At 58.1% G+C, this 24429-nt stretch carries 1 protein-coding gene; it reads right to left on the bottom strand.

Features of this window, described 5'->3' with window-relative positions; translation table 11 throughout:
• Window positions 1-219 precede the first annotated feature (219 nt).
• Window positions 220-24201 (bottom strand): beta strand repeat-containing protein, encoded by a 23982-nt coding sequence (locus DES53_RS02390; protein WP_113956601.1) that lies wholly within the window; start codon window positions 24199-24201, stop codon window positions 220-222.
• Window positions 24202-24429 lie beyond the last annotated feature (228 nt).

Genomic DNA, 24429 nt, shown 5'->3' with positions numbered 1-24429 from the left:
GGATTTTCGAGAGTAATTAAATTACAAAGTAATTACTTCATCATGTCAATTACCAATTCATAAAGCTGTCCTTCAGCTTGGGGGCGAGCATGATGGGTCACAGCGCGCCCAATGTCGAATTCAGATTCGGCGAAATCGCTTAGGTAGAGATAAGAATGATCCTAACTCTTTGAGACCGAACCCCAACTCAGTTGTTGGGGGTGGACTTGAACGTTCAACCTACCAGTTGCGGCGACGACGAACGGAGAGCAGCAGGAGCAACCCGCCCAATAGCAGGATGGCCCTGCTCGGTTCTGGCACGACCACCAAGAAGCCATGGCTGGCGAAGGCGCTGACGTCCCAGACTTGGTTCGAAGAGACAAGAGTGGGAAGGAAAAGGTCGCCGCCTCCACTGCCACCGCTACGGAAATTGGTTCCCGCGTTAAAGGAAGCCAAAGCCGCACCCGTCCAATCCAGCAGGTCAAACACGTCACCCATGCTGGCATTCAGCAGGTAGCCGTTGTCCTCCACCAGGAACAAGGGGGTCGGATTTCCGCCAGTCACGGTCAGGGACCCGTTGATCTGGAGGGCGTCATGCGCACCTGCCGGCACCGCAGCGCTGTTCCAGGTAGCCAGCTCACCGCTCATAGAGGTAGCTACATTCACAAAGCCCCCGCCAATGGTGGTTGAAGTCGTCCTGGAGGTGAGCTGGAACACGGACTGAGAACCTGCGTTGAGGGTCAGGTTGCCATTGAAGGTCAGTATCCCGTTGGACGCGCCGTAGTTGTCCCCAGGGCTGATTCTGCCACCGCTCTCAACCACATGCGCGGTCGAGTTCGGAGTTCCATTGATGAGACCAGAACCGGACAGCGTGGCACCAGCCGTCACCCTCGTAACACCCGTGCCAGTTTGACCAATGCCGTTCTCACCCACCTGCAGATGACCACCGCCTCCGAGTGTAGTGGTCGAAGAGTTCACCGTGGTGGTGCCACCGTAGGTATTCAGGCCGGTCAGCTTCTGACGGGAATTCCCGTTCTTGACCAGGTTGAGACGGCTGTTTGTCGTGGCCGTAATCGCGCGGGCATCGGTGATGATACCAGCAAACGTCGTGTCCACGGAGGCAAGGACGTCCCCTACCGTCAGCGTTTGGGTGTTATTCGCACTGTTGGTGATCACGCCGCCGTGCAGGGAATCCTCCCCACTCAAGGATTTGACCGTCATTGCGTTGCCATTCATGTCAACGGTACCGGCAGACTCCACGATCAGATGGGAACCCGCCAGTGCGGTGCCCGAGCCCTGCTTGAGCAGACCACGCTTCACACGGGTGTTTCCGGTGTAGGTATTGGCCCCGTTGAGTTGGAGGATGCCATCGCCGTCCTTGATCAAGCCGCCACCCGTGCTGCTCACCACACCACCGATGGTGAAGGTGACCGTGGGGCTCTCCACCGTAATGACGCGATCTCCGCCGCCAAGCGCCACAGCGCCGGACGCGGTGAGGTTATGATTCGTTCCCGAATTCGCGTTGGTACCGCCAATAATCAGGTCTTCGTTGATGTCGATCTGGTTGGTGATGGTCAGAGCGGCCACACCGTTGGTCATCAAGGTGTGGGTACCACCCGCCGCGCCGTCGCCAATCGTGAGCTTGCCGGTGCCGAGAGAGCCAGCATTGCCGAGGACAATGCCGCCATCCTTCAGCACAATGCCTTGGGCGAAGGTATTGGCCACCGTCAGGGACAGCATGCCGTTGCCATCCTTGGTGAGCGCTTGCGTCCAGCCGGCGTTGGTCTGGATGACGGCGTTGATCTGCAGGCCATGGGTGGCAATCCCCGAGGGATTGTTCACCGTGATCACCGGTGCAGCTGCGCTGAACTGCAAGTTGCCGGCGGTGGTCACCGCGATGGTCGGCAGTGTCTGGTAGTTCTCGTTGGTAGCCGTGATCGCGTTCGTTCCAGACAGGATGAGCGTGCTAGTGTTCAAGCCGATGATTACCTGGGGTGTGGTTGTGCCACCCGAGTTGTTGAACACCAATCCAGCAAGAGTGTTGGTTGCCACTGCATTGGTAGTCAGGTTCAAGATACCACCCCCATTGATGGTGACGACGTTGCTGGCGTTCACCCCATTGACCACATTCGCAGAGGTATTGGTGATCACGTTCGTGTCATTGATCGTGAGTCCACCTGCGGGAACTGCATTGGCAATGTTCAACTGGACCGTGGTCGTGTTGGTAAGGCCGTTCACCACGGTACCCCCGGTGTGAAGGTTCACACTGGCGAGGTCAATTCGGCCGCTGTTGGCACTCCACAGAACCAGTCGCACCGGAGCGCTCGCGCTGTTGTCTACGATTCGCGAGTTGATGGTGAGGACGTTCTGGTTGTTGTACATGTACAGGTGCTGCACGCCGGTGGCACCCACCACGCCCGCGGAGATCCGTCCGTTGTTGACAGCGTTACCAATATTGGCGGTGACGTTGCCTGACCGGAGGAATGCGCCCGCAGTCAGGTACAGGGTGTCCAGACTGTCCACGAACTCCAAGGTCTGACCATTGGTATTCGTGAGGAAGTTAAGGGAGTTCAACAGGAAATTCCCCGCCGTGCCCGTGCCTCCGATGTCAGCCACCTGGTAGGTGTTGTTCTGGAGACGCATGTTACGAGTCGCAATGGAGTCAGCCGCGCTGAAATTCGCCACCGTCCCCGTGTCTTCGTCATAGGTGATAAACCCGGCCCCTGTGTCTGACATGGCACCCACACCGGTGCCACCGCTGGAGTGCACTCCGGCTTGGTAGACCAGCCAGTTATCTCCGTTGTGGATGGCCCAGCCGCCAATAAGACCGTTGGTCAGGGTCGGAGCGTTTTGAAGGATCAGCTGGGGGCTCTGATCATTGTTGTCACTGCTTCCACGACCCAACACGCCGATCCCCGGATTCACAAACCAAGTGGCATCACCATTGCTGCGAGCGAGCGAGGTCGCGTTGAGCGTGACCGATGAGCCCTGAGTAACATTGAAGAGGAAGCGGGACATGCCGTCGGCGAAATCGATGGTGCCCACGTTTTCCATGTTCGTGGACGTCACTTGAGTTTGCCGCGGCGTGAACTGGAAGGTGCCTCCACGAAGGGTCATATTGACACCGGACCGAAGCCGGTTCTGTCCATACCATCCGGTGTTGTCCACCAACAAGGTGCCGTAGTTAAGCTCAATGTTTGAGGTGTTTGCCAGGACACCGTCATCACGCAATTGCAGCGTGCCACCGCGGACGATGGTCGCTCCGGTATAGCTGTGCGTCCCCGTCAGTGTCCAAGTGTTGGCACCAGTCTTCACGACATTGGTAGCTCCGGAGATATTACCCGAGTAGGTAACATTTCCCGCCTGGGTGTTCGTGTACAACGATGCGAGGGCACCGGTATTGGTAATATCTCCCGCACCATTCGGCGCCGTGTCCCCACTGGTGGTGGTGATTCTACCAAAGGCCTGGTCATTGCCATTGAGGTCAAGGGTGCCGCCGTTGAGATTGAAGTCGAGCTGCGTGGCAGTGCCGCCGGTAGGAGCCACCATGATGGTGTTATCTCCAGCGTTCAGGACCAGCGTGCCTTCTTGCAGGGACAGGACCCCGATACCAAGGGTCTTCTTCCCAAGAGTCAGCGTTCCAGCGCCGCTCTTCACGATGCCTTGGTTCGCCGCGGTTCCACCGACACCAATGATGTAGGAATCGATGGTCAGGTCACCGAGTGTCGTGATGTACAACCTTCTGTCGGAAGCTGAAGTGATGACCCCGCCTTGAATGCCGGTGTTTCCGGCAAAAGCCAGGAGACCGCCGCTGGAGATGGTGAGTGTATTGAGAGTTCCACTGCCATTGAACATTCTGCCCGCCGCGGACTGCCCCTGTGCAGTGCCAAGGAGCATACCACCGCCAGTGGAGTCCACGCCACCGCCTGACTGCAGGGTGAGGCTGTTCACCGAGGTGCTGTTGTCCATGGAGTGGGTCAGGTTGGTCCGGACGTTGTCGGCAGTGCCGACGTTGTCACCAGGCGCTGCCCCAGGCACAGTTGACACTCGCAAAGGATTGGCGTTGCCCAGATACCTGGTATCTGGCGTTTTGTATTCAGCTGCGGTCAGCAGTCGAAGGCCATCCAAATCGTGGGTCACAAAGCCTGTCCCCGTACTGTCCGTGCCGATGATATCCGGACGGATGCTCATGTTCTTGGTGCCGGCCAAACCGCCACCGCCCAGGAGGTTCGGCGTGGTGGCCGCGAAGTTCACGTGTCCCGCGCCCTTCGTGCCCCCCAAGATTGCACCGCTACCCACAGCATTGAGATACAGGATGCCGTTGTTCACGCCAGCGAGATTGTGGGTGATGAAGACCGTCTCCGCGCTGCTCGCGGTCATGTTTAGAACGCCCGCTCCGCTGGTCATCGCGACCTGGTTGAGCACTTCCATCACATTGGTGCTGCCCCCAATGAGATTCACCGTACCGCCGCGGAACTCCATGTTGCGGTTGGGATTGGGATCCCCGTTCGGAATCGTGTAGTTGATATTGGTGGTGCCAATCTGCAAAGCTGCCGTGCGGATGCCCGTGCTGCTTTCCGCGATGGGTCCACCCAGGCGGAAATTCAGGACATTGGTGCTGTTGTCCAAAGTCAGCACGCCGCCTGTGGCGATGTTCTGCTGGGCAAATCCAAGCCTTGCCGTCGTCCCGTTGAGCAAGATGCGGCCATCCAGCAGGGATAGTGTGCCTGAAAGGTGCTGGGTGTTATCCGCTGTCAGGGTCCAGGTTCCCGTGCCGACCTTGGTCACGTTGATCATGCCACTGGTGAACTCGCTGCTAAACAACCCGTCGAAGGTGGCATCGGTGTTCGCTCCACCAGTTACCAAGTTGCCGGCGGTACCCACGTGGAAGTTGAAGATGGTTCCCGTTCCAGTCACGTTGCCCACGACCACGTTGGTCAGGCCACGCATGTCCAGCTTGGTGCCGCTGGCCAGGTTGATCGTAGCGTTCCGATAGGAGGCAGTGGAGTTCAGGGTCAGGTCACCTGTAGCCACGTTCACCTGGAATGCGGTGTCGCTGTGACCACCCAAGGACAGCATGCCATCACCCTGCTTGGTGAGTGTACCTCCCCCGATGACATTGACATTCATCGCAAGACCAATCTGATTATGGATGCCATTGGAAGCACCAGCCACCTTGTCCACCGTCACGGTGAGAGCATTGTCAGATCCGAAGTTGATGTGGCCCGCAATCAGTGGGACTGCCGAGGCATTGATCAAATTGGTGGCGGTGACGCTGCCGTTGACCACCAAGGTGCCTGGTCCGGTAAGCACACGCGGACCAGCATTATTGCGGGAACCGCCTTCGCTTTGGAAGATGAGGTTGTTGATGGTTTCCGTATATCCACCGACATCCCATGCGCCATTCCCCAGAAGGGTCACGTTGGCGGTATCCGCAATCTGTTCGTTGCCGCGATTGTAGACGCGTTGCGTATCCGGATTGGCGGTGTCAGAAAGATCCTGCACGCCCCCGGCGATGATGAGGTCCCCTGTAATGGCATTGCCACTGCCAGTCAGGTTGGCAAGGTCAACACGCGCTCCCTGGACGTAGGTCAGGCCTGTGTAGGTGTTGGCGTTGCCCAGCGTGATGCGCGCACTGTTGTCCACACGACCAGCCGAACCAAGCACCAGATGCAACTTCCTTCCGTTCGTGGGATTGTCCGCGATGATGGAGTTGATCACCATGTTGTTGGACGGATTCGTCACGTACAGATAGACATCGGAGGTAGGATTGACCCCTCCCGCCGTCAAGATGCCCGGGGTGGCAACGCTGCCAATGGTCCGCACGTTGCTGTCAAGACCTCCCAGAAGACCACCGGAAGTAATGTTGAGCACATCATTTGCCGCACTGAAACTCAGGGTGACAGCACCACCATTGAGGGTCAGTGAGTTGATGACCGCTCCACCCGCCTTCACGGTGGTATTGCCGTTAAAGCGCACATTGGCGAGGGGATCATTGAAGTGGTTCACCATCTGGGCGCCAGACAACTGACGCACTCCGCTCGCAGTATCGTACGTAGCGAACTCTATGTTGGTCCCCGCCGTGAGACCATCGGTACCCAAAGCGTAGGCCCAGCCACCAATGATGCCATTGGTAAGGGTCGGCGCTGAGTCAAAGTAGAAGAACGGATTCGCTCCTGGAGTGCCACTGCTTGCGGCAAAGGTGAGCGTGGAGTTGTTCGTGCGGGTGAGCCCATCCATACGCACGGTGACCGTGCCCGTGTTTGGAGTGGCGCTAATGTAGCTGGCTCCACCAGCAAGGTGGATGCTGCCCACATCCATCACCGTATTCGTACCGCCACGACCACGGAAATCCAGCGTACCACCATTGAGGGTGATGGCAGCCGTCCCGAAGCGGTTGGCCGTCTGCTGCATCCCGGTGTCATCCCAGCGGAGGATACCGCGACTTACCGTAATGCTGCTGGCCCCGGAAACACGACCTTGATCCTGGAGCGAGAACACGCCGCCCTGTACGAGCAAGTTGCCGGTAAAGGCATTGTTGTCATAGAAAATGGTCGTGCTGCCACCGCTCTTGATGACGTTCGTGTTGCCATTGATGGAGCCCTGCCAATTGACATTGCCATTCACCACAAGTCTCAGGGTTGAGGCAGTGGCACTGGTATTGGTAATGATGCCACCCGCGCCAGCCACGTTTTGACCACCGTTGCCCTGGAGCAGGTTGATGCTCTGGTTGGTGCCATTCAAGTCGAGAATACCTCCGGGCGCGACCGCGAGGACCTGGCCTTGGGGCGTGCTGTTCGGTGTGCTCGACACCGGAGCCACGGTGAACTGGTAGTAGAGAGTGTTGTCCCCACCATCCAGCTTGAGGGTGCCCAGATTGATGACCGTGCTGCCAGTGTAGTTGTTCCTCTCACCGAGAATCAAAGTACCTTCGCCAGTCTTGGCCAAGCCACCTTGGGTGGGCGCAAGGCGTCCCCCCATTTCCACATCAGCATTGAGCACCGTGGAGGCACCAATGGTGTGAATGACGAATTGACGGTTGCCCGCCACGTTCAGCGAACCGTTCCCGGCAAAATTGCCCGACGAGAGCGCCAGGATACCGCCGCTGTCCAACGTAAGAATCTGGAGGTCCTCAAGAGTGATGGTGGCTCCCACAGGATCATCGTTGAAGGTAATGGAATTTACCCCAGTGGTTTGAAGATTGATGTCATTGACACTCAGAGTGTTTTGCAACGTCAAATCAGTGACCACTGCCAGATTGACGTCACCAGTTCCATTGACCGTACCAGTAGTAGGCAGTTCAAGGGCATAAACTGCGAGGTTGGTAAGACCAAGGGACGAGTCATACCGTGCAAATGACATGGAATACGCCCCAAAGCCGGGGTTCAGGATACTATTGTCGATGAGGATCCACGGCAAGATCCCACTCGTATCCGTATCGGTGAACTGGAGAGTCGTGTTTTCCGTGCCCACGGGAATGATGGCGTTGGCAGTACCGGACGTGACCAAGAGGCGCGTGTCGCTCGACCCGATGTCATTTTCGCTGCCACGAATGACCAGTGTCGCGCTGCCATCACGAATCAATTGGTTGACACTCAACGTCAGACTTCCTCCGTTGTTGTTGAGGGTGATGACGTTGTGCCCGAGACTGATCGTCAGGTTGTTTGCACCCAGGTTTTCATTCACTGCAGTGGAGGCGTGGCCATCGATGATCAAGTGACCATTGCGGATGCTCAAGGCACGACCACCCAAGCGAGAGTTTGAGGCTGTGCCGGTGTTGTCGAGTTGCAGGGTCGTGGCAGGAAGAAGTCCCGTGGGCTGACCATAGCCCGCAATGCTGTGGTTGCCGCCGGTACCGAGCTGGCCAGCACCACTGACCACCACTTTGCCACCATTGATCGCCATGCCGTTGTAGGTATTGCCGCTACCGGTGATGAACAGCGTGTTGTTCCCGACCTTCGTGAGAGCAAAGGCACCTGTCACCGCCCCAGTAAGGGTGATATCACCCGCGGTGGCCACACCGCTGTTCGCATTCAAGCGATTCGAACCGATGCTCGTTGCGGCCGTCATGGTGATGTTTCCACCCCAGGTCGCCATCGTGTTTGAAGAGTTGATGATGGCAGCCAGGGTGTTGGGCGAAGTGCCACGGTTGTTGAAACCGATCCCAGCCACGCTCAGGAATTCGTTGGCGATGTTCATTCCGTTGAGGTCAAGGACAGCTCCGTTTCCGGCGCTGGCACTCGAAATCACGGTATTGCTGGCAGAACTGCCTCCCGTGCCCAGAGCCGTATTCGAGCCCAACTTCAGGATGCCATTGGAGATGGAAGCCACACCCGTGAAGCCCACGTTGTTGCCGGACAGCGTCAAAGTATTGCCGCCAATCTTGGTGAAGCCCAAGGCCGCCCCATCGCTCAGGGCGCCTGACAAAACGATATCACCAATGCCGCCAATGCGAGTGCTGCCGGCTCCGATGGTAACATTTCCGGTCAAGGTGCCGGTGCTGTTTGCCAGGCTGTTCCACAGGGCTGCCGTGGTTCCGCTGGCGAGCAAGGTTACGCCGGAGCCGTTGAGGGTTACATTGCCGTGGCTGGAGTTCCCATAGAGGTCCAACTGAGCGCCGGAGGCAACAACGTTGCTGCCGCTGGAGAGAGCATTCGTTGCGGCAAGAAGCGTAAACCCGGCATTCATGTTAAACGCGCCGGTGAAATTGGTGCTCGTGCCAAGATACAAGCTGCCAGCTCCAGTCTTGGTCAGTCCCAAGGCCGCGCCGTCATTCACACCACCCGCGAGATACAGGGTGCCGGTGGTGGGATTTACGGTGACGCCCGAACCGCCGATGGTCGTAACGCCTTCCACACCGTAGTAACCAGTACCGAACTGGTTCTGCACGGTCAGCGAGGAACTGGCACCCATGGTGAGAGCGCCGAACGTCAGGTTGAAATGCGTGCCCTGGCCATCCAGCGTTGATGCTTGACTCGCAGCCAGGTTGTAGGTGTCCGAGATGCGGGCCGCATTGAGGAATCCGTTTCCAGCATTACCCAAGTTCGAGGCGTAGTAGAGCTTGTTGGGATCGATTGCCTGGAAGCCGTTGGGAGAGCCATTGCTCGCAGTGTCCGGTCCGCTGTAGAGCAGGTTGAAGCCACCACCGCCGCCAGCATTTACCCCCACAAACACAATCTGGTGGTAGCCGGCACTCAGTTCGATATACGCGGTATTGCGTTCCGTGAGCCCCTGTCCACCTCCGTTGATGTTATCCGCAAGGACCATCACCCCGTCAATGAAGAGCGCTGCCTGGTCATCGTCAGCAATTCGGAATGCATAAGTGCCGCCCGATGTGATTTCCACCAAACCACTGTACGTGATAGAGGAGTTGGTGAGTGTGCTGGCAACGCCCACAGGTGGCCGATTGTTGTACCCTGTGTCTGCAGGAGGCGTGATACCCACAAAGGCCGCCGACGGACCCACCCCGGAGTTCGCGACAGAATTGGCGTTCTGCGCAGCAGCAAAGCTAGTCTGACGCACCATGAGCCCACCCTTGGTATATCCTGCATTGGAGAAGGTTCCCGCGAGCGGAATGAATGTGTTGTTGCCGGCAGCGAAATTGATCGGCCCACCGGGCATGTCAGTGGTGGTATTGGTTTTGACACCTACGCCCACGACCAGCGTGCCTGCGCCCGTATTCACATAGTTGTCACCGCCCGCCACAATCGTGCCCGAGCCAGTCACCGTTTGAGAAGCACCCACATTCGACAACAGGACAGTCAGCGTCGTGCCGGACTGGATGGCGAACCTGGCCTGGGTATTGATGTCAGCGCCAACAAATCGGAGATTGTAGCCGTTGGCAGACGAGAGGGAAATCTGCTGATTATTCGTCGTCGTGGTCAGCTTGCCCATCTGGATGATATTGTTCGTACCAGCCGAGACGTTGTTGACGTTGAGCTGGGCGTCCGTGAGACCGGCACCCAAAATGAGATCATTGTTGTAGGAGATGACCGCGCCGGACGGAGTACCGCCGCCGCCGTTGTTACGCAGGCTGAGCAAGCCACCGTTCATGGTGATGGCGGCAGTTCCCACTGGACTCGTCACGCCAAAGGTGGTGCCGAACAGTTCCAGAGTGCCTTGATTCAGAGTGACCGCGCTGACCTGATTGTAGTTGTTGCCCAGGCGCAGGGTGCCGAGGCCGTCTTTTACCAGCGTAAAGTCTGAATTGGCGTTGATGAGTCCGTTGAAGATGGCGGTGAAGTTCGCCTCTTCCACATTGACCGTAAACGTGCCGCCGGTCGTCAGTGTGGCGTTCCCATTGAACGTCAGGCTGTTCGCCCCGCGGAAGGTAAGGTTATTGTTCAAGTTCAGATTGTTCGCCAGAGTATGCCCACCGGTGGAGGTGAGGTAGGTATTGGCTCCGATCTTGAATGTACCGGTTCCCAGCGGTCCCGAGGTCACCAGCGCACCCAAGGTGCTGGGTGTACTGCTGGTGGCAATGGCAATGCCACCCTGCTGCAGATCCACACCGCCGGTGAAGGTGCTTGCTCCACCAAGCTGAAGCAGGCCATCGCCCGTCTTGATGATGCCTTCATTGCCCGTGCCACGCATGACACCCGAGATATTGAGGGTCGCAATCAATGGCGAGATGTTCTTGCCGTTGAATTTGACGGCCGACACATCAAAAGTGCGTGTTGCACCGCCAAGGCTGATAAACCCGGTACCTGCGGTCGTCATGGCGGAAACAGCGGCGTTCCCAATATTCTGAGAGGTCGCGGTGACATTGCCATTCAAGGTCAAGATGCCATTCGTCCCCGTAGAAACGGTGGGAGTGTTGCCCCCGGTATTGTTGAACACCAAGCCTCCAAGAGTCTGGTTGAATCCATTGAGATTCAAAGTCGCACCACCGTTGATGGTGACGATGGCAGAATTGTGGATCTGATTCGAAGACATCAACATCACTGTGGCGCTACGCTCATCGAACGTGGAGCCGTTTGTGCTGGTGCCGCCCGTAATCGTCAGGTTACCCGTGCCGGTTGCGGTGATGGTGCTACCGTTCGCTCCCGCTGTGTTCAACTGCACCCTGCCGCCGTTCACAAAGGTACCGCCCGTGTAGGTATTGGCTCCGGAAAGCACCGTCTCGTTGGTATTGTTGCCAGTACCGCGTCCAGAATCAGCATTCAGCACCAAGGTAACCGCACCGGTACCATTGTTGACAATGCGCGCACTGACGAGGACATCTCGATTGGTGACGTCTGCGGTGTTGTTGTAACCCAGAGAATGCAAGTAAAGGTCGCTCGCGACATTCAAGTCACCGCTCGTCAGGTCACCATTGCTGATGGTGATGGCAGAGTTATCCGTCGCGTTGGAGGCGATCAAGCCACCGCTACCCAGAGTCAGGGTGAATCCACCCAGATTGAGGTTCGTCGCACCCGACACCACAATGGCCAAACTGTTGATGTCGCGATTGGCCGTCAGTGTTGAGGCGCCTACGGCGGTGATTCTGATGTTGTCGGTCGTCAGGCCGGTATTGAGGGTATTCTGCGCATAGCCAATGGCCCCCGTGGCATTCAGAGCGGCGATCCCAGTAGCAGAGCTGTAGGTCGCGAATTCGCGCTCCACCACCGCCCAGCCACCAATGATGTGGTTGTCCAGCACCGGCGCATTGGTGATGAAAATCTGTGCAAGACTGCCAATCTGACCGTCCACTCCGAAGAAGCGCAATGTGGCACGCGAACCCGCTTCCCGGGTAAGGCTGTTGATGGTCAAAGTAGATTCATTGAGGGCAGTACCGGGCTCGGCCACATCGATGGCGCTGGCGCCTACTCCCAGGGTTACGTCCCCAATTTTCTCAAATCCAACCTCACCGAATCTCGCGCGATACTGGAACATGGCGCCACGCATGTAGATGGCCGCGGCATCGTTGATGCGGTCGTTGATGTTCACGTCCGCGATGCTGGTTCCATTGTTGTTGGAGAGCAGCAGCGTCGACTGGCTGAGTTCAATGGCGGAGACATTGCTGAACGTGGCTTCACCCAGCAACTGGGTGCGGCCGCCGTTGAGAAGGAGAGGCCCGGTGAAAGTGTTCGCCGTATAGAGGTTCCAGTCCGCGAATGCTGCGTTGTCCGTGGAGCGCATCACCGCGATGTTCCCCTGAATCGAACCAGCAAAGCTGCCGCCCGTCCTGATGGCGAGGGTGGCCTGGGTCGCGACCTGACTGTTGGTGACGATACCACCCGAGTTGGGGAGGAGGTTCCCATTGCGCGGGGCCGTGGTGCTCTGCACCAGCGAGGCGAAGTGCTGCAACGTGCCATTGAGGTCAACCGTACCATTCTGCAATTGCAGGGTGTTATTGAAGAAGATGGTGTTATCACCGCCGCTCAGCTTCAAGGTACCTTGGAGCATGTTGATGTTGCCGGTGAAAGAGTTTCCTGTGGATGAGAGGGTCAGCATGCCTTCTCCAGACTTGGTCAGACCGCCGGAGGTGAGCGTAATGGCGCTGGCGATATTCAGATCTCCTACGGTATACACGATCATTTCACGGTTCGAGGTCGTGCTGAGAAGCCCGCCGCTGATCCCGGTGTTGCCTGCAAGAGCAAGGATGCCACCGCTGTCCAAGGTCAGTTGCCGCATATCGCCAAGGGCCAGACCCCCACCCGAGTTCAGTTGGAGGGAATTGATGGTCGAGTGCAATTGAGTGACGGCCGTATTGGTGGCGTTCAACAAGGTGGTGAGGCGAACGTTCTCAAAGTTCGCCGTGGCGCCAGTCAAGGTGCTGACATACTCCGAGGCCGCGAGGGCACGGATACGTCCGGTCGCCGTATCAGCAGTGGCAAAGGAAATGCCTGAACCGCCGCTTGAGGTATCAACAATACCCCAAGGCAGAATCGCCTTGCTGGTGGAGCCAGCCGCACCAGCCTGACCAACGAAGGTATACCCCGCCCCCGTGGCTTGAATCGTGGCCACATCTGCACCCGGTGCATTCCCCAAATTGGTACCGCGGAAGAGGACCGTGCTGCCCGCATTGCGCGTGACGGCACCGGTGGTGAAATTCGCCTGCTGGCCCGCTCCGGCCGTGACGGTAAGGATGGTGGCGCCAGGGTTCAGGGTCACGGTGCCCGTGGTCGTTTCCGTCGTGGTCGCCGCGCTGTTGCCGAGAATTGTCAGTTCGCCGCCGCGGAAATCAAGGTTGCGGTTGCTCAACCGGTTGTTGGTATTGGTCCCTGTACTATCCAGCAGAAGGGTGCCCTTGGGCAGCATGAAGATGGTATTGTTTGAGGTAGCAGTGTTGCCGATCCCCGGAGTTCCCAAAGTAGCTGCACCATTCAGAGCCAATGTGCCCTGAAGGACAAAGAGCTGATGACCCGAAAAACTATTCGCCGCCTGGAGGTTCCAGGTGCCAGTGCCAATCTTGGCGAGTTGGAACGCATTGTTCGCCGCGCCGTTGGTATGTGTAATGGTACCGGTGATATTGCCCGTCCCCGCGCCGGCCAGCACGAACCATGAATCACGTCCGGTACCTGAGGTCGCCAAATCCGCCCGAAGCCCACCCGTAATATTCAGGATGGAACCCGCGTCGACGCTGATCATGGCCGCGCGCATCTGATTGTCCGCACTGGTTGCGGCAGTGAGGTTGATCAGCCCTGACCATGTATTCGTTCCCGCCATGCTGCGCAGAGCACCCGTGGAGTTGATGCCGCTCCAGGTCTGATTGTTGGCGCCAGCTATGTTGAGGGCGTCGGCAATGGTCACGCCACCCGTCAATTGAACTTGGCCAACAATCGTACCGATCGAGACGCCCCCTGCTGAGGTACCGAACGCATTGGAGTGTTCTGCGCGAACCGCGCCCTGGTTGACGGTCAGCGCACCTGTCCAGGCAGCATTGTCCGCATTGATCACGAGTGTGCCGAGGTCGTTCTTCACAAGTGCCGCAGCTTGCGCTGAGAAGGTCGTCACATCAAAGGCGCTCGTCAGGGTGAGGACGTTGTCCTTGGTCACTTCGATCGCACGCGTATTCGCCGTATTGCCGAACTGGATGGTGCGGGCCGTGGAGAAGGTGCTCGTAGCACGGAAAGTCGCCGTGCCCGTTGCCGGCGCGAGGCGGATGATATTGCTGATGTTCCCGAGAGCCTCATTCGTGGCGACCGCGAGCACACCCTGATTGATGGCAATCACGCTGGAGCCTCCACCAAAGGTGTTTCCATTGTTGCTCAGGACGAGGGTGCCATTGCCCACTTTCGTGAAGACAGTCGTTCCCGCTCCCGTCTGCCCGCCACTGATCACACCGGACATAGTGAGGCCCTGGACCACATTCGATGCGGTCGCGTTGGTCACGCCGAAGGTGGGCGAGCCACCCGAAGTCACGAGCGCGAAATTCTGGGTCAACTCCAGGCCATATCCCCCATTGTTATTCACCGTGAGCGCAAATGCCGGATTGGTGAACGAGATGGCATTGATCTGCAGCGTCTTGTTCGTGGGAAGCAGGTTGTAGGGAGCAAATGTCGTACCGAGACGGTCCACCGTCAGGCTGCCAGTGGCGCCGACGAAGCTGATGGGGTTGGCGCTGAAGTCGAACAGCAGCGATTCCTGCGTCCCTCCGCTCAGCATGCTCGTTCCATCCCAGCCCACGGCAAAGCCGCCGCCGTTGAGGATGGTGATGGCATTGCCATTGAGTGGCGCCGTATTGTTCCCCACGCCAAGGCTGCCGGACGTCACGGTGAAGCCGCCGGTCCAGTTATTCGCCGCGTTGTTGAGGAATACGGTACCCGTGCCCACCTTGTTGATCTGGGCGGTACCGGTGACCAAGCTGTTAATCACCAGCACTGCGGCACCCTCGGCACCGAAGGCGGTGTCACCGAGCATGTTCAGGGTGCCATTCAGCGAGTTATAGCCAGCAATGCTGTCAATGGCGCCATAGCCGCCTGCTCCCTGCCCTTGAACAGTGATGTTCTCAGAAATCGCGATGCTGCCTTCCAGCTGGAGGCTGGCACCGCTCTTGATTTCAGTGCCTCCCACGGTGGAACCCAGCGCCTGGCTGTGCGTCGCGCGGATCGCCCCTTCAGAGATGATGGTCAGGCCATCATAAGTGTTCGCATTGCGCAGGAAGAGCACGCGGGAGCCAAGCTTGTTGATGCCACCGTTCTGAATCACCGTTTCGATAATGGCATCCGGCTTGTTACCGCCAAATCCTGCACTGTTGATCGCACCCTGATTGGCTGTCGATGCCTGGCTGGTGACGTAGATATTGCGCACCACTCCACCGAGATCGAGCGTGCCATCAAGCGTGCGGGTTCCGGTGTTTCCGGAACCTGTAATGACAATATGCTGGGCTTCGTCCCCACCTGCATCACGGTTGTTATTGAGAAGGATGTCTCCATTTACAGTGAGGATGCCGTTCGCGCCCGTAGCCACCACGGCACCGCTCGCGGTATTGGTGGTCATCACCAGGCCGCCGATGGTTTCACTGAAGTTATTGAGGTCGAACCGCGAATTCGCACCGTTGTTCCCCATGACCATCACTACAGCAGCATCGTTGATCTGATGGCTCGCCAAAAGCCTCGCCACCGAGGCTGTGGAGGAGGCTTGGATGATGAGGCCACCCGCTCCAATCGCATCGACTCCTACGGTCTTGTTGAGGTGCAACTCGCCGCCGGTGACGGCAATGGCGCCGCCATTGGTGTTGGCCGTGGTCCCACCGAGCACGAGGTTTCCTGGTCCCACCTTGGTCAGGCCTCCGGGGCCGGTGAGCGCGCTGTTGATGGTCACATTGACCGGCGCGCCAAAGTTCACAGTGGCGTTCGCAGTTGTGGCGGAAGGCGCGGCTGAGAAAGTCACATCGTTGCCGACAATGTTGGAAATGGTGACCGTGCCCGCAATGCCAGGCCCGCTGACGACCTGGCCGATGGCCAGGCCAGCCACGCTCGGCAGCGTATAGGTGGCCGTACCGTTGGTCAGGTTGATGACCACGCTGGTGCCGAAGGTATCAATGACATTCCCGGACAAGTAGGTTTCCGGGAGCATGCCCGTGCCATTTGCTACCGCCGCCACGCCGCCATCACCCAGGATGATCGTCCTGCCCGAAAGGTCATCGGAGAATCCAGGAGCGAGACGCAGACCGCCGCCTTGGAAAAGAATAGTTCCAGTGTTTCCACCAATGTTGTCCAAGTCGTTGATTTTCAGCAGCCCCTTGTTCAACACAATGGCTCCTGTAACTGCTGTATTGTTACCACTCAGGACAAGCAAACCATTACCCGACTTGGTGACGCCCGCGCCCGCCTTGGTCAGGTTGTTGGCGATGGTCACCCCGGCTCCCGACATGTTCAGCTGGTGGAACACGTATTCATTGGTTCCAATTGAGATGCCATTGTTGAATCCATTGATCGTCACCGCCTGATGTGGCGCAGTCGCAGCACCGAGGAAGAGGAAGGCGCCGCTGTTGACGTTCAAGCTGTCTCCAGCACCAGAACCGGAGATAGTCATCGCTGTCGTGGTGGAGGTATTCTCGACCAGCAGTGAGTTGACCTGGTGACCCGTGCCGGTGAAGGCAAGATTCACTCCGCTCGCACTGTAGCGGGCGTTGTTGGTCAACGTCACGCCACCCGCTGCACCAAGCTGCTCATATTCATTCGTGGTGAGGGCACGGAACCCGTAACCGAATCCACCGAAGGTGCTGTAGGTGACAAACGTGTTGCCCTGAGGTCCTGCCCCAGTACCTGTGATTGCCTGGCCGATGGCCCATGGAAGGATGCTGATGTTGCTCGTACCGTTGACGGTGCTGCCGCCGCCCACGAGATTGGCAACGATATTGGAGGCGTCGCGCACCACCACATCACCACGCTGGGTGGCAATCGGATTGTCCATGTTATTGGCCAGCACCACGAGGGTGGACGCGTTGTTGCGGGTCAATGATGCCATCGACAGGATGGGATTCGCGCCTGCAGTGCCCGTGGCAGCCCGGAGCGTGTTCACACCGGCTCCCAAGGTCACGGCCCCCACCGACTCGATGCGAGGATTGGTGGTAAAGACTTGATCCGTTTCCGTAGACAGACCAACAGTGGCGACAGCCGCGTTTGGTGCGGTGTTCTTCAGCAGGATGGCCACGGTGTCACTCAAGCGGCTCACTGGAAGTGAGGCGTTGTTGTTGAGATGCAATCCACCACCATTCATGATGGTGATGGTTGGCACATTGGCCAGGTTGGCCACGGTGCCGCCGTTGGGCACGGTACCATTTGCCAGGACCATCTGGCCATTGCTGATCGTGAGTGTACCGCTGTAGCTGTTGGCGGAGGTATTGAGCGTCAAGGTGTTCGCGCCACTGCCAGTTCCGTAGAGGATGATGCTACCAGTACCCGTCAAAGCGCCACTGTAAGTGGTGTTCCCTGTCTGGTTAATCTTCAGCGTCCCTGTTCCGACATTCACAGTACCCCCGATCTGGGTCAGATCCCCCAACAGACCACCGCCACTCAGGTTTCCGATGCTGGCGTCGAAGCCGTTGAGATCCAGCATTGCATTCGCCCGGTTCGCAAGGACCACCGCAGGCACGCTGAAGCCGCTCCCGGAATTATACCCCTTGAGAGCAGTGCTGCTGCCAAGCTTCACCATACCCTCGGTGATGACCAGGTTACCGAAGAAATCATTGTTACCAGAAAGCACCACCGTTCCCAAGCCGGACTTGGTAACAGCCGTGCCAATGCCAGCAGATACCGAACGGTTTGGATTCCTGATTGCGGAAGCGATGGTGAAGTCAGCCGCCGTATTATCCTGGTGGATCACCAGTTCGCTGGTCGTGCTGCCGAAGGAGAGCGACGTAGCCGTATTAGTACTGGTCGCCGCTGCCGAGAGCACGATTGTGGTATCATCCAAAATGTTCGCAATGGTCGTGCCTGCCGCAATTCCGGCACCAGACACCACCTGACCTACAAAGAGTCCGTCCGTATTCCCCACACGCACGGTGGTGCTCGTATTCGTCGTGTTGCCACTCAGTTGATGCGGAGCCACCGTGATGATGCCGCCCGTGATGGATGCTGCATTCGCCCCCACATTGGTGGTCACGAGAATGCCTCCTCCACTGAGGTTCAGGGTCGCATTCTGTGCGATGGTCACCGTGGAAGTCGTCGGAGCATTGAAACGGATGGTGTTCACGCCGCCCGCGGTGAAGGTTCCGGTGAAGCCCGTAGGACCAGCAGCATCATCCGACGCATTGTCCGACAGAAGCCAGGTGCCGACATTGGTCTTTGTCACCGTGGTAGCCGCCGCCACCAAATTTGCGCCGTCCTTGATGGCAAAAGTCTTGGAACTGCCCGTTCCAACCGTCGCCCAAGAGGTGGCCCCTCCGCCGATCGCCAGCGGGGAAGCGCCCACATTGATGGATCCCAGCGAGGGAAGCACAAAGGCCAGCGTGGACTGGGCGCCGCGAGTGATGGTCCCGGTCGTCACATTCAAAGCCGCACCTCCGGAAGTGACGAAGGAAAGGGTCGAGGCAGTGTTTCCTGTAAGAGTAGCCGAGGTCCAAGTCTGACTTGAAGCAATAGCATCCGACTTGGTGGCAAGGAGACGACCACCGCCAAGGGTGAGCGTGCCAGCGCCGAGTTGGTTGGTGGTTGCCGTGTTGAAGAGGGCATTCCAAGTGCCATTGTTGACGGCAACGTTACCGGTGATGGTGTTCACGCCGTTTGTCGTGAGGCTTCCGGAGCCAGCCTTGGTCAGACCGTCCACCCCAGTACCAGTACCGGATACAATATTGCCGGTGATGACCGTATCGCCGCTGCCTTCGAAGTTAAGGGTGCGCGTCTGGTCGGCTTCCGCCAGGGTGAAAGTGGCGCCCGCGAAGGTGAGCGTCGCACCGGAGGCGATGTTATTGCGGATGACGCTGTTGCCACCTGTGTTGTTGGCGACACCGGTGAAGGTGATGCTCTGGTTCCCCTGGAAAATGCCAGTGGAGTTGCTGATGGTGAATGTATTCGTCAGGGCATTCGCGCCGGACAAATCGGTGATCGCCTGGAGGAATCCATTTCCCATCGTGAAATTTCCTGTGCCCAATGGGGTGAGCGTTCCCGACTTGCCAATCTGTAGGATACCACTGCTCAAGGTGACTGTACCAGTGGCCGTGTTCGCAGCGGACCCATTGATCTGCAGCATGCCTGGCCCTTCATGGGTTGATGCGCCCATCGCCACCGTGAAGCCATCTACTCCAGTACCTGAACCCGCGAGGATGGAGCCATTCAAGATGGTCGTACCAGTACCGCGGAAATTCACGGTGCGGGCCTGATCCGCTTCTGCCAGCGTGAATGTCCCCGTGAAGGTCAATGTCTCGCCCTTGGCAAGGTAGTTGTCGAAATTGCTGTTGCCACCCACATTGGAACCATTCACGAACTGCATGGAGTGCAACCCGGTGAAGATTGGCGTGGCGTTGTTTGTCACGAAATTGTTGTTGAAGACACGGTCACCTCCAATTGCCTGAACCACGGCATTGCGAACGTCCAGATTGCCGGTGCCGATGGCCGTGTTCGAGCCCAGGCCCAGCACCCCACCGTTTACCAAAGTGCCTCCCGTGTAGGTGTTGTTGCCTGAGAGCACCCAGAAGCCACCATCATCCTTGGTGACGGCAAGGGTCCCGGCTCCATTGGCGAGATTGGCTGAAATCTCATTGGCCTCAGGATTCAGGCCGCGAATATTGAGAGTCTTGGTACCGGTCGAGCTGTTGATCACGTCGGTGATGACGATGGCACCACTGCCGCCATTTTCGATGCGGGCGGTGCCGCCTGTGCCGATCAGCTCGATACGGCGCGTCACCGTTTCACCAGCACCGATGTAGAGGAGACCGGCGCTGTTGCCGCCGGAGCCGATCTGCATTCTGCCGGTGCCCGTGGGGTCGGCCATGCTGCCCAGATTGTTCGCAAACGAACTGAACATCAAGGTGCCGTTGCGCAGATTAAAAGCGCCGCCCGTGCCCGTTCCCTGGAAGGTGTTGTTGCCGGTGAGAATCAGGATGCCGGTACCGTCTTTGGCCAGGGCAGTCTGGTTTGCGTTGGCAGCCACACTGTTGCTGATGTCCCCGGAAATGATCGCGTAGTCCGTATTCGTCGAACTGTTGTCATTCACCGTGATCAGGCGGGTGTTGAATCCTGCCGTACCCAAATTGATGGCGTTCGTAAATTCGACTTCCGCGAGGGCAGTGGTGGAATTCAGGATGAGGTTGCCGGTACCGTTGCCGATGCCACCCGTTCCCCATGTCACAGGAGCTCCTGCTCCGCCGATATTGACGGTGAGCTTGGAGTAGCTGGCTGCGAAACCGCCGCTCCCATTCGTACCCCACTGGAACGTTCCCGCGCCTGTCCCAATGGACTGGGCGAACGTCCCGAAGGTTTCGAGAACACCACCGCTGAACACCAGGTTGCTGTTCGCGGACAAGGTGGCAACCCCGGCTGCTCCGAGAGTCACCCGCAGCTGGCCTCCAGAAATGGTGGTGGCGCCAGAGTAGTTGTTGGCCGTGTTGCTCAGAATCCACAGACCGGCATCAGCCTTCGTGATCCCCAAGGTGTACGCCGTCGGTCCGGGCTGGTCCAGCAACTGGATGCCCATCTCATTGTCACCGATGGAGGTGCCTCCAAGGGTGAGAAGCCTCGCGCCCGCAGCTCCGGCGAAGGCCACAGCGTTGGCGCTATTGTTGAAAATCAGCGTGGCGTGGTTGTTGCCGCCCGCCCCCAGGATGTTGTTTCCAAACGTGCCGGAGGACTGGATCGTGCCGTTGCCAGCGAGCGTGAAGAGGCGATCAATCGAAATGGAGGGCGTCTGCGTCTCCTGGAAGATGTTCGCACTGGACCCGGTGTATTGCAGGATGCCGTTGTTGAAGACCAGGCTCGCGGCATTCGTCGCAGCACTGGTATTGTCACCACGACCGATGGCGCTGTTTTGACCAATATTAGCCAGGCTGTTGACGGCCAGCACCAAGTTGCCTGCCGTCGTTTTCGCGATGGTGGTGGGCCCGGTATAGGTATTGACGCCTGAGAGCGAGAAGGTCGTCGTCTGGCCAGCGGTATTCAACGCCGTGGTCACGGTGAGTCCCAATCGACCGCCGCCCGCCCCGTCTTCAATGATGCCCGAGAATGTGCCTCCAGAGCCATTGGTGGTCACGCCGTTGCCAATGGTGAGAATCGCGTTGCTCGCCGACGTGTTGGTCACGCGGCCCGCTCCATTGAAACTGCCAACCGAAGTGCCAGAGCTGACACCATTCAGATGCAGAACACCGTCCTGCCGGATCACGAGAGCCTGATTCGCCCCGCTCAGCGTGCCTGTGCCAGAGAGGCGGATGGTTCCTTCATTGATGGTGGTCGCCCCAGTCTGCAAATTAGTTCCTTCCAGCACCAACACACCCAAACCATTCTTGGTGAGACCGCCCGTAGTGGTCGCCAAAATCGGCACCGCCAGATTCAGCGTGTCCGATACGCCAGCGACCCGTACCACCAAATCTCCCGTTCCGCCCGTGGTCAAGGAACCGCCCCCGCTTTGGGCAATGACACCAGCACCGCCGGTCTGGATGATACCACCGTTTGTGATGGTCAGAGAACCGGTGAGATCCAAGGTCTGCGCCCCATTGATACGGAGCGAATTGATGGAGAGAGCTCCGCTCGAGACATTGCCAGTGATTTCATTGTGCGAACCCGCAGTGAGGGCCGCTGCACTGGTGGTGAAACCCGCGTCAGCACCGTAGACAGGAGCGCGCCAGAAGAAATTCGTGGCTCCCTGCGTGGTATCATTGAAGGCAAAATGGGTCCCTTGATAATAGATGTGGGAATTGATGAAGCCCGCTGCCAATCCAGTTACGTTCAGATAGGTATTGACCCCGTTCACCCCAGTACCAGCCGCTTCGAAGTTCAGACTGGAACCGCCTGCCACTGTGCCCAAGCCGCTGAAAAGGAGTTTTGCCGTCCCCGCAGAGTTGTTCACAATGCGAATGGTGCCTGCACCCGCTGATGGCACCAGCGACCCGAGAGTTTCCGAGGTTCCGCTCGCGCCTGACTCATACACAAAGGTACCGCCAGCCCATCCGTTGCCCTTGAGCAGGACAGAGCCAATCTGATCCTGTCCGAACACAAGATTCGAGGTGTCCGCAAGGTTCGTGGAATTCCCGGAGGCACTATTAGCCAGGACCCGCAACGTGCCACCGGCAATCGTGGTCGGCCCCGTATTCAGATGAGCCCCGGTGGACAGCGTCCAGGAACCTCCATCCAGCTTCGTCAGGTTGGCAAGGTTGGCCGCAGGCAACGCGCCACGGAACTCGTTGTTCGCAGTGCTGGTGCCGCCAAGGAAGAAGGACTTGGTTCCGGCCGCTCCCGCTGTAACTGTTCCGATGACAATAAGGGCTCCGGTACCGCTGGCGTTAAGAACGGCGCTTCCAGTGGTGCCACTGACATTGATGTTCTTGGAGAGAGTCTCACCCGCTCCGGTGTAGGTGAGAGTGCCCACCGTGGTGGAAGTGGCGGATGAGCCAAACTGGAGCTGAACCGTCGACCCAAACGAGTTGGCAAGATTGCTCACCGACAACGTGCCCTGATCGATGCGGATCGTTCCGGTAATCGTGGAAGCCACCGTGCTGTTCCAAAACAGGGTGCCGGTATTCTGCTTGGCAAAATTGTTTGAGCCACCAGCTCCAGTAGACAAGACGGAGCCGTTGAACGTCATGTCACCTGCGGTGCTGAATACAGCGAATTTTCCCGCAGTGCCGTCACCTACGGTGATGTCACCATCAATCGTGACCTTACCGTTGATCGAACTCGAGGTGAAGGTGGCGTTCCCTCCGCCGTTCCCTGCCATGTTGACTCCTGCCGTGCCGATGGAGAAGCCATAGCCATTGCGGCCGTTGAGCGTAAGTGTCCGGGGGGCGACGGCGCCGAAAGTGAAAGCTCCAAAGTCGACAACCTGGTTCAATCCGGTGCCGCCGATGGCACGGTCCACGAATACGGTGCCGTTGTTGCTCGCCGTACTGAGGTTCTTGTTTGCAAAGGTGCCGATGGTGCCGGCGTCCGCACGGACCTCCAAAGTGCCGCCGCCGTTGAACTCGATGGCGTTTGCAGCCGTGCTCGTCCCCAAGGCGCCACCATCTGACACTCGCACCGTGCCACTATCAATACGCAGACGACCGGAGTAGGCATTGGTATTGTTGGAAAGGATCAGCGTACTGGCAATGGCACTGCCACCGGTCTTGATGATACCGGCCGAAGTGTTCTGGATCTGGCCAGTAACGTTGAAATTGCCCGCACCGTAAAAAATATTCTCCTGACCAGCCTGCAGGGTCACCGGGCCGGCGATGGTGAACATACCTGCTCCGGATGACACCCGCTGTTCAAACGCGCCAGTGAGCGTGAGGGAACCTGTGAGGGTGTTGTTCCCCACACTGGTGACTGAACCGAGACCGAGCGCATTCAACGCCGTGGTGATGGAGTTTGCCGTGGCAACACCAGGTCCACTGGCCACAATGTTGCGAGTGAAGGTATAGCCTTGGAGATTTCCAGTGGCCAGCATCAAGGTGCCGCCCCCCGTGGTACGATTGCCAAAGACCTGCACCGTGGAGGTCGCGGCGCCGGCCGAATTTGCCCCCGTCAGCACCAGCGTTCCATTCAACACCGAAGTCTGGCCCGTATAGGTGTTTGCCGCATTCCCCAGTGAAACCAGTCCCTTGCCGTCCTTGGCGATACCAAAGACATTGCCGCCATCACTGATGACGCCATCCACGCTCAATGACTCAAACAGAGCTGCAAGCCAGTTCTGCGAGGAACCCAGCACCACATCTGACGTGACGGCAGCCGACTCATTCGCCAGAAAGCCCACAGGAGCGGCCGAAGTGGCACTGTACCCAGAACCGCTGATGGTGAGATCATTCCCGCCGCCCGCAATGGTGTAATACTGGAAAGGATGGGCAGGATTGGGAACCGTTCCGAAGGTGAGGCTCGCCGCTGTGACGTCTGTACCTAGCAAAATGGAACCGGCCGTGCCCAGTGTTCCCACTCCACCAAAGATGACATGATCACCATTCGTGAACGTAGTGTTGGAAGCCCCCCCGGTTGCCGTCCATCCGGCCCCACCCGCAGACCACGTTCCGCCGCCATTGTCCACCTGACCGTTTGCTGAGGTGACATCCCAGACCAGCGTTGCAGCGTTCAATGGCGATGCGATCTGCCATACGGCCATCACAAGGATCAAGAGACCTCCGATAGGAGCGCGATAGCGTCGAAGTGTTCTCATAGGTTCAGGATTGAAGGGGGTTGTTGGTGAAAAAATTGTCGCTCGAAACCTCAGCGGCCGAGGCGTTTGCACAGGGAACCACAGCAGAAAGACCCGACGGGAAATTCCCTCGGGCAACGAAGTCCAAGACCGGTTGATGCATCTGTGATTACCAAGTTATGACGCTGTACTGTTCTAGTATCCCAAAATGTGCAAATTTTGTGGACGATTTTAAACCGAAACCCAACG

The organism is Roseimicrobium gellanilyticum (assembly GCF_003315205.1).
Taxonomy (GTDB): domain Bacteria; phylum Verrucomicrobiota; class Verrucomicrobiia; order Verrucomicrobiales; family Verrucomicrobiaceae; genus Roseimicrobium; species Roseimicrobium gellanilyticum.
This window is presented reverse-complemented; position numbering and strand designations above follow the sequence as displayed.

Coding starts and splice junctions, on each gene's coding strand:
- DES53_RS02390 (WP_113956601.1), bottom strand. CDS start 24,201: ATGAGAACACTTCGACGCTATCGCGCTCCTATCGGAGGTCTCTTGATC.